The organism is Vibrio sp. D173a, assembly GCF_030248475.1.
Genome location: NZ_JAHGAH010000084.1, coordinates 22,264 through 29,603, shown reverse-complemented (window position 1 = coordinate 29,603; position 7,340 = coordinate 22,264). Strand labels below are relative to the sequence as shown.

General features: G+C 45.8%; 7 protein-coding genes. 1 reads left to right on the top strand and 6 read right to left on the bottom strand.

What is annotated here, in order from left to right:
* Positions 1-27: 27 nt before the first annotated feature.
* The 5 genes from KIV40_RS09865 to KIV40_RS09845 all read right to left on the bottom strand — a co-directional run bounded on the left by KIV40_RS09865 (position 28) and on the right by KIV40_RS09845 (position 4,301).
* Positions 28-183, bottom strand: coding sequence for a hypothetical protein (locus KIV40_RS09865; RefSeq protein ID WP_012126714.1), 156 nt, complete (start codon positions 181-183; stop codon positions 28-30).
* A gap of 201 nt (positions 184-384) precedes the next feature.
* Positions 385-594 carry a cold-shock protein gene (locus KIV40_RS09860; protein WP_012126715.1) on the bottom strand — a complete coding sequence of 70 codons (210 nt, stop codon included), beginning with the start codon at positions 592-594 and terminating at the stop codon, positions 385-387.
* 389 nt (positions 595-983) lie between these two features.
* Positions 984-2,342 (bottom strand): glutathione-disulfide reductase, encoded by a 1,359-nt coding sequence (gorA, locus tag KIV40_RS09855; RefSeq protein ID WP_285348947.1) that lies wholly within the window; start codon positions 2,340-2,342, stop codon positions 984-986.
* A gap of 269 nt (positions 2,343-2,611) precedes the next feature.
* Positions 2,612-3,310 (bottom strand): glutathione S-transferase family protein, encoded by a 699-nt coding sequence (locus KIV40_RS09850; RefSeq protein ID WP_285348945.1) that lies wholly within the window; start codon positions 3,308-3,310, stop codon positions 2,612-2,614.
* A gap of 151 nt (positions 3,311-3,461) precedes the next feature.
* Positions 3,462-4,301, bottom strand: coding sequence for a 23S rRNA (adenine(2030)-N(6))-methyltransferase RlmJ (locus KIV40_RS09845; RefSeq protein ID WP_021017929.1), 840 nt, complete (start codon positions 4,299-4,301; stop codon positions 3,462-3,464).
* A 424-nt stretch (positions 4,302-4,725) separates the two neighbouring features.
* On the opposite strand from KIV40_RS09845, the gene prlC reads away from it, so the two are divergent.
* Positions 4,726-6,768, top strand: coding sequence for an oligopeptidase A (gene prlC, locus KIV40_RS09840; RefSeq protein WP_285348943.1), 2,043 nt, complete (start codon positions 4,726-4,728; stop codon positions 6,766-6,768).
* A gap of 85 nt (positions 6,769-6,853) precedes the next feature.
* Here prlC and asnC read toward each other — a convergent pair whose 3' ends face one another.
* Positions 6,854-7,318 carry a transcriptional regulator AsnC gene (asnC, locus tag KIV40_RS09835; protein WP_005430014.1) on the bottom strand — a complete coding sequence of 155 codons (465 nt, stop codon included), beginning with the start codon at positions 7,316-7,318 and terminating at the stop codon, positions 6,854-6,856.
* Positions 7,319-7,340: the final 22 nt, after the last annotated feature.

The following is a 7,340-nucleotide window of genomic DNA, read 5'->3' as shown; positions in this document are numbered from 1 at the left end:
CGCATACCTTCTTTCTACCGTAATTTTTCAAAGTAATTCCTCCAAAACAACACCAGACTCACCATTAGCAATCCTTTGGAGAAGGTTATTCATCTTTGTTTTTTTATTTATTGATGTTTCTTTATTTTGAATAGATCTGTTTTTGTTATTTCTATTCTCATGATTAACTATTTGATTAGACATATTATGCCCCTTTATAAAAATTATAATTAAGGTGCACTGAACATAATTATTTTTAGGATAGGTAATTAAGGAGATTACAGAGAGAAACTTGCTAGGGATGACACTGGAAAACTATCTTTATATTTTATCTTGAAACAAATCTTTGTCAGAGCAACTACCTCGCCATGCGTATGACGAGGCAGTTTAAATTCAATTGTAAGACTAAATAGTCGTTACATTTTCTGCTTGAAGACCTTTAGGACCTTTACCTACAGTAAAGGAAACCTGATCACCTTCAATTAGCTTCTTAAAGCCATCACCTAAAATGTTTCTGAAATGAACAAATAAATCATTGCCATTTGCTTGAGAAATAAAACCAAAACCTTTAGCTTCGTTAAACCACTTTACTGTACCAATTACTTGATTAGACATATTATGCCCCTTATAAAATTAAAATTAAGGTGCACTGAACATAGGTATTATTTTAGGATAGAGCATTAAGGAGATTACAGAGAGAAACTTGCTAGGGATGACGCTGGAAAACTTTCTTTATATTTTATCTTGAAACAACTCTTTGTCAGAGCAAGAACCACTATACAGACTAATTAAAAAAAATACACCTTTATTTTAAATTAATTTTTATATCATCTATTCACGCGCACTTTTTCACAAAGGGTTCACCTTGATCCCGACGTTTTACCGTCGAGAGCATTAAGCAATAAATCAATCATCCTGAAAAATGTCACTGCCCATGTATACGGTATGGGCAGTGATTAATTAATTTCTAGGTTTATTTACGTGTGTAAGATGCTTTTCCTACACTAACCCGTCATTGTAACGAACTCTTCAGAGCCCGTTGGATGGATAGCCACAACGGAGTCGAAGTCTGCTTTGGTTGCGCCCATCTTCATTGCTACGCCGAAGCCTTGAATCATTTCATCAACGGTGAAGCCGATGCCGTGTAGACCAACAACCGTCTCTTCTTCGCCAGCACATACTAGCTTCATCTTACATGGTTGACGGTGCTTAGTAACCGCTGTGTACATTGCAGTAAAGCCAGACGTGTAGACTTTGATGTTGTCTTTGCCGTACTTCTCTTCTGCTTCTTGAGTCGTTAGACCGATAGTGCCGATTGGTGGGTGGCTGAATACCACAGTTGGTACCAAATCGTAGTCCATCTTCGCGTTTGGTTTGTTGTTGAACAAGCGCTCAGAAAGTTGACGACCCGCTTTCACAGCTACTGGTGTTAGCTCGATACCGCCTTCCATGATGTCACCGACACAGTAGATGCTTTTCACGTTCGTTTCTTGGTATTCGTCTACCTTGATGTAGCCACGATCGTTCGTTGCAACGCCAGTTGATGCTAGGTTGATAGCGTCAGTTGCTGGGTGACGGCCGATTGCCCAGATTAGGGTATCAACGTTTTGGCTTTCACCGTTTTCTAGGTGCAGAGTTAGGCTGCCGTCTGCTTCTTTTACCACTTCTTTTGGCACTGAGTGGGTGTGCAGCGTTGGGCCTTCGGCGTCCATCACTTCGACTAGCGTTTCGATGATCATTGGATCGAAGCTACGCAGCGGTGATTCTTTACGAACGAATAGGTGTGTTTCTGTGCCAAGTGCATGCAGTACGCCAGCGATTTCTACCGCGATGTAACCTGCGCCGATCACTGCAACGCGTTTTGGTTGCTCAGCAAGCTCGAAGAAGCCGTTTGAATCGATGCCGTATTCTGCGCCTGGGATGTTTGGAATTGTTGGACGACCACCCACTGCGATCAGGATGTGATCTGCTGTGTAGTGTTCTCCGTTTACTTCTACCGTTTTCTCGTCAACAAACTTAGCGAAGCCTTTGATCACATTTACTTTGTTGTTACCAAGAACACGGTCGTAAGATTGGTGGATACGACCGATGTAAGCCTGACGACTCTCAACCAGTTTGCTCCAGTTGAACCCTTTTACATCTACATCGAAGCCGTAGTCTTCTGCGTATAGGTTCATTGCTTCTGCAACTTGCGCGCCGTGCCACATGACTTTCTTAGGCACACAACCAACGTTTACACAGGTACCGCCAAGGTCTTGAGCTTCGATAAGCGCTACTTTAGCACCGTACATTGCTGCACGGTTTGCTGATGCGATACCGCCGCTGCCGCCGCCGATACAGATATAATCAAAATGAGTCGCCATTACTTTCTCCAAGAGCTTATTAATTTTGTCTAACAACTACATTGGGGTGGTGGGTGATGAACTCAACATCCCAACATGAATTGTTACTCGCTCAAGTTTGCCGAAGCTAATTGAGCATGATCCGTTGTCCCTATCATAAATCGAGTCTCACTATTTCCTAAATGGGAAAAAGTGACATTGCTTATGACAAATAGCGATGAAAGGGTAGCAAAGCGGAATAAGGCGCTATTCCGCTAAGTGTTTTTCATGCTCAGGGTAGGGGGAAATCATTAACCGCAGCAGCTTGATGTGCCACAGCCTGACTGGGCTTGCATGTCTTTACCATCCGCAAGATAAGTGTTGGTGAGGTAGAAATCGCTAAACAGCTTTATGAAGTCTTCCGATACCGTCTTCTCTGCTAATCCTGATTCTAGGATGTGTTTTTGCCATGCCTGCATTTTTGGCAGACCACAGAAGAAGTCGTAACCAGAGTGCGCTTTGACGATGGCAGCACGATGCAGAAGTGGCAACCACGCCATGTCTACATTGCTTAGTTCATCGGATTTGAAGAACTTGGTTTCACCAGACAGTTGGTTTTCTGCTTTTTGGAACGCTTTGATCAGCTTCTCTGTTCGCTCTTCCAAGGTTGCTTGGTCTTTGCTACCCATGGTGCCGCACTGAGGCAAGTAGTGTTTTGAACCTAGGTAGCTCCATGTGCGATCCAGTGCGCGTTGTTCGTTTGTCACGCCTTGCTCTAATGGACCGTATTCGTCTTCGATGTATTCGATGATCGCATCCGATTCAAACAGCGCCGTGCCAGATTCTGTCACCATCACCGGTACTTGACCGTTTGGTGAGATGTCTAGGAACCATTGTGGCTTATCTTTTAAGCTGATGTATTCAATTTCGTAAGGGATCTGTATTGCTTCTAGTGCCGCAGTTACGCGTTGAACAAATGGGCAAATTTTAAAACTGATAACTTTAAGCATGGTCATTTCTCTCTATGGTTTAGCTTGTTTACATCCCTAAGACGCAGGCAAAAAAGAAAAGACGAAGCGCAGACGATAATTTTTGAAAAAATAAATAAAAAAAGCGCAACGAGGTCATCGTTGCGCTTTAAGGTTATGAAATTCAGTGTTTTTATTCAGGAACGATCCAGTCGACTTTCCAGTGCCCCGTTGCTGGCGCGATCGCTTCTTGCAGGAATGGCAGAATTTCTTTCATCTGGCTTTCCAGTTTCCACGGTGGGTTAATCACGATCATGCCTGATGCCGTCATGCCACGCTCGTTGGTGTCTGGAGAGACGCCCAATTCGATTTGCAGGATTTTGCGAATGCCCAGTCCTTCCAAGCCTTCAATCATATCTTCGATATCACAGCGGTTTACCACTGGGTACCAAATCGCGTAGATACCCGTTGCCCAACGCTTGTGGCTTTGGAAAATCGCTTGCACGACGTCGCGGTATTCTTTCGCTAGCTCGTATGGTGGGTCAATCAGCACCAAACCACGACGTTCTTGCGGAGGCAGACTGCCTTTCAGACGCTTAAAGCCATCTTCTTTGTAGATGCTTACTTGACGATCGCGGTGGAACTCTTGCTCTAGTAGCGGGTGATCGGCTGGGTGCAGCTCAGTCAGAACCATACGGTCTTGCGGGCGGATTTGCGCACGTGCAACGCGCGGTGAGCCTGGGTAGTAACGCAGCTTCTCACCGTTGTTCAACGTTTTGATTGAATCGATGTAGCTTGCGATCTCTTCAGGAATGTTTGGGTTGTCCCAAATGCGTGCGATGCCTTGTTTGTATTCGCCCGTTTTCTCAGACCATTCGTGAGTCAGATCGTAGCGTCCCACACCCGAGTGGGTGTCGTGATAAACAAACGGCTTATCTTTCTGCTTTAGTGCATCAAGAATGAGGCTTTGAACGATGTGTTTTACCACGTCAGCATGGTTGCCAGCGTGGAAGCTGTGGCGGTAACTTAACAAATTAAACTCTCGAAACACTCTTTGACTGAGTGTGGTCTGTGATTTTCGCGATATGGCGGTATTATACTCAAGTAACTTAAAGAAGTAGAACTTCGATTCAAATCAGTATCACTGATAGGGATTCGCTATTGAAATTTCTTTAAGTCACCCATACTTAGTATGAGTAAACAAACTGAACCTAAGTGGGATTGCGCCGCTCCAATAGAGTGCCAAACCGAACTTAGGCATAACAAGACTCAAGGACAGAGTAAGCGCTCTTTGACCCATTCGGTCATTGCTGCATCGAGAAAGGGAACGGAAATCCCCCCATCCATGTTGTCGGCTTGCCTGTGCATTGAGGTCGCCTACTGTTTTGCAAATACCATTAGGGTCTTTGCAAATGCGAATAGGCAAATACAGAGCCAAAACACAAAAGGAATTATTCATGTCTAATCCACTTCTTACGTTTACGGATCTTCCTCCGTTTTCGCAAATCAAACCAGAACACATTAAACCTGCAGTGGAGCAGGCGATTGCGGATTGTCGTGCCAAAATTGACGAGGTACTAAAAGACAACGCAAACCCAAGCTGGACCAGTGTGATCGCGCCAATTGAAGAAGCGGATGACCGCTTGAGCCGCATTTGGTCACCAGTGGGTCATATGAACTCAGTAGTGAACAGCGAAGAACTTCGCGAAGCTTACGAAAGCTGCCTACCAATCCTGTCTGAGTACGGTACTTGGGTTGGTCAGCACAAAGGTCTTTACGAAGCGTACAAAGCGATCAAAGCAAGCGAAGAGTACGCGACGCTAACGCGTGCACAACAGAAGACCATTTCGGATTCACTACGCGACTTCGAGCTTTCGGGCATTGGTCTACCATCAGACGAGCAACATCGCTACGGCGAAATCAGCAAGCGCATGTCTGAGCTGAGCTCAAAATTCTCTAACAATGTGCTGGATGCAACCATGGGTTGGACTAAGCACGTTGCCGACGAAAAAGACCTAGCGGGTATGCCAGAATCTGCACTTGCAGCGGCAAAAGCGGCAGCAGAAGCAAAAGAGCTGGATGGCTACCTCATCACGCTAGATATCCCATCTTACCTACCAGTTATGACGTACTGTGATAACCAAGACCTACGTAAAGAAGTGTACGAAGCGTACGTAACGCGCGCCTCTGAGCGTGGTCCAAACGCAGGTAAATGGGACAACTCAGAAATCATCACTGAGCAGCTAAAACTGCGTCATGAAATCTCTCGTATGCTGGGTTTCAACACTTACAGTGAGAAATCTCTGGCAACTAAAATGGCAGAGAACCCAGCGCAAGTTCTTGGCTTCTTGAACGATTTGGCGACCAAAGCGAAACCACAGGGTGAGCGCGAAATCGAAGAGCTACGCCAGTTTGCGAATGTGGAATTTGGTGTCAGCGAGCTAAACGTATGGGACATCGCGTACTACAGCGAGAAGCAAAAGCAGCACTTGTTCCAAATTTCGGATGAAGAACTTCGTCCTTACTTCCCTGAATCAAAAGCAGTAAGTGGTCTGTTTGAAGTGCTAAACCGCGTGTTTGGTATGACAGTGACAGAGCGTGAAGGCGTGGATACTTGGCACGAATCCGTGCGTTTCTTTGATATCTTCGATGGCGAAGGCACACTGCGCGGTAGCTTCTACCTAGATCTATACGCACGCGAACACAAACGTGGCGGTGCGTGGATGGATGATTGCCGTGGTCGTCGTGTGACGCTATCAGGCGAGCTACAAACACCAGTTGCTTACCTAACGTGTAACTTCAACCGTCCAGTGGGCGACAAGCCTGCACTGTTTACACACGATGAAGTCGTGACTCTGTTCCACGAGTTTGGTCACGGTATTCACCACATGCTGACGCAAGTAGAAACAGGCGCGGTATCGGGCATCAACGGTGTGCCTTGGGATGCGGTTGAGCTACCAAGTCAGTTCCTAGAAAACTGGTGTTGGGAAGAAGACGCGCTGGCGTTTATTTCTGGTCACTACGAGACTGGTGAGCCGCTACCAAAAGCGATGCTAGACAAAATGCTAGCAGCGAAGAACTTCCAGTCGGCGATGGGCATTCTACGTCAGCTAGAATTCGGCTTGTTCGATTTCACTCTGCACACAGAATACGACCCAGAAGTGGGTGCTCGTGTACTTGAAACCTTGGCAGAAGTGAAAGAGAAAGTGGCCGTTGTACCAGCGGTTGAGTGGGCGCGTTTCTCACACAGCTTTGGTCACATCTTCGCTGGTGGCTACAGCGCAGGTTACTACAGCTACCTATGGGCAGAAGTGTTGTCTTCAGATGCGTTCTCTCGCTTTGAAGAAGAAGGTATCTTCAACAAAGAAACCGGTCTGAGTTTCTTGAACAACATCCTAGAAATGGGTGGCAGTGAAGAACCAATGGAGCTATTTAAACGCTTCCGTGGTCGTGAACCAGAAATCGATGCGCTACTGCGCCATTCAGGTATCGCAGCGTAATCTCGATTGAGAATGAAAATGGGCAGCCAAGTGGCTGCCCATTTTTTTATTCGTAGATTCAACTTTTAGTATCTGACTCAGGGCATTATGGATTTACGCTGCGATTGATCGGGTTTTGCAGTGAAATCAGCGTTTCAGTGGATTGCACTTCATCGATCGCTTGAAGCTTATCAATCAAGACAAACTGCAGCTCCTCAATCGATTTGCACATCAATTTGACGAATATGTTATACGCGCCCGTGGTGTAGTAAGCTTCTACCACTTCATCGAGGGCATTGAGCTTTTCTAGCGCTGAATGATAGTCACGCGCGGCATTCAAGTTGATGCCAATAAAGCAACATACGTCGTATCCTAGCTTTTTAGTATTGACGATTACCTCAGTACCTTCGATGATGTCTGCCGCTTTCATTTTCTCTATACGAACGTGGATGGTCGCTGGGCTGACATTAAATTGTTTTGCCATTTCCGCGTAAGGCTTACGCGCATCCGCCATCAGAGTTTTGAGAATAGCGCGATCGAGGTCGTCGAGTTTAGGCAGGCTCGCATTCATACAATTATTTCCGTTGGGTATG

What these genes read in the sequence shown, in the direction of transcription:
- prlC (WP_285348943.1), top strand. Translation starts at nt 4,726, where the DNA reads ATGTCTAATCCACTTCTTACGTTTACGGATCTTCCTCCGTTTTCGCAA.
- asnC (WP_005430014.1), bottom strand. Translation starts at nt 7,318, where the DNA reads ATGAATGCGAGCCTGCCTAAACTCGACGACCTCGATCGCGCTATTCTC.
- KIV40_RS09860 (WP_012126715.1), bottom strand. Translation starts at nt 594, where the DNA reads ATGTCTAATCAAGTAATTGGTACAGTAAAGTGGTTTAACGAAGCTAAA.
- gorA (WP_285348947.1), bottom strand. Translation starts at nt 2,342, where the DNA reads ATGGCGACTCATTTTGATTATATCTGTATCGGCGGCGGCAGCGGCGGT.
- KIV40_RS09865 (WP_012126714.1), bottom strand. Translation starts at nt 183, where the DNA reads ATGTCTAATCAAATAGTTAATCATGAGAATAGAAATAACAAAAACAGA.
- KIV40_RS09850 (WP_285348945.1), bottom strand. Translation starts at nt 3,310, where the DNA reads ATGCTTAAAGTTATCAGTTTTAAAATTTGCCCATTTGTTCAACGCGTA.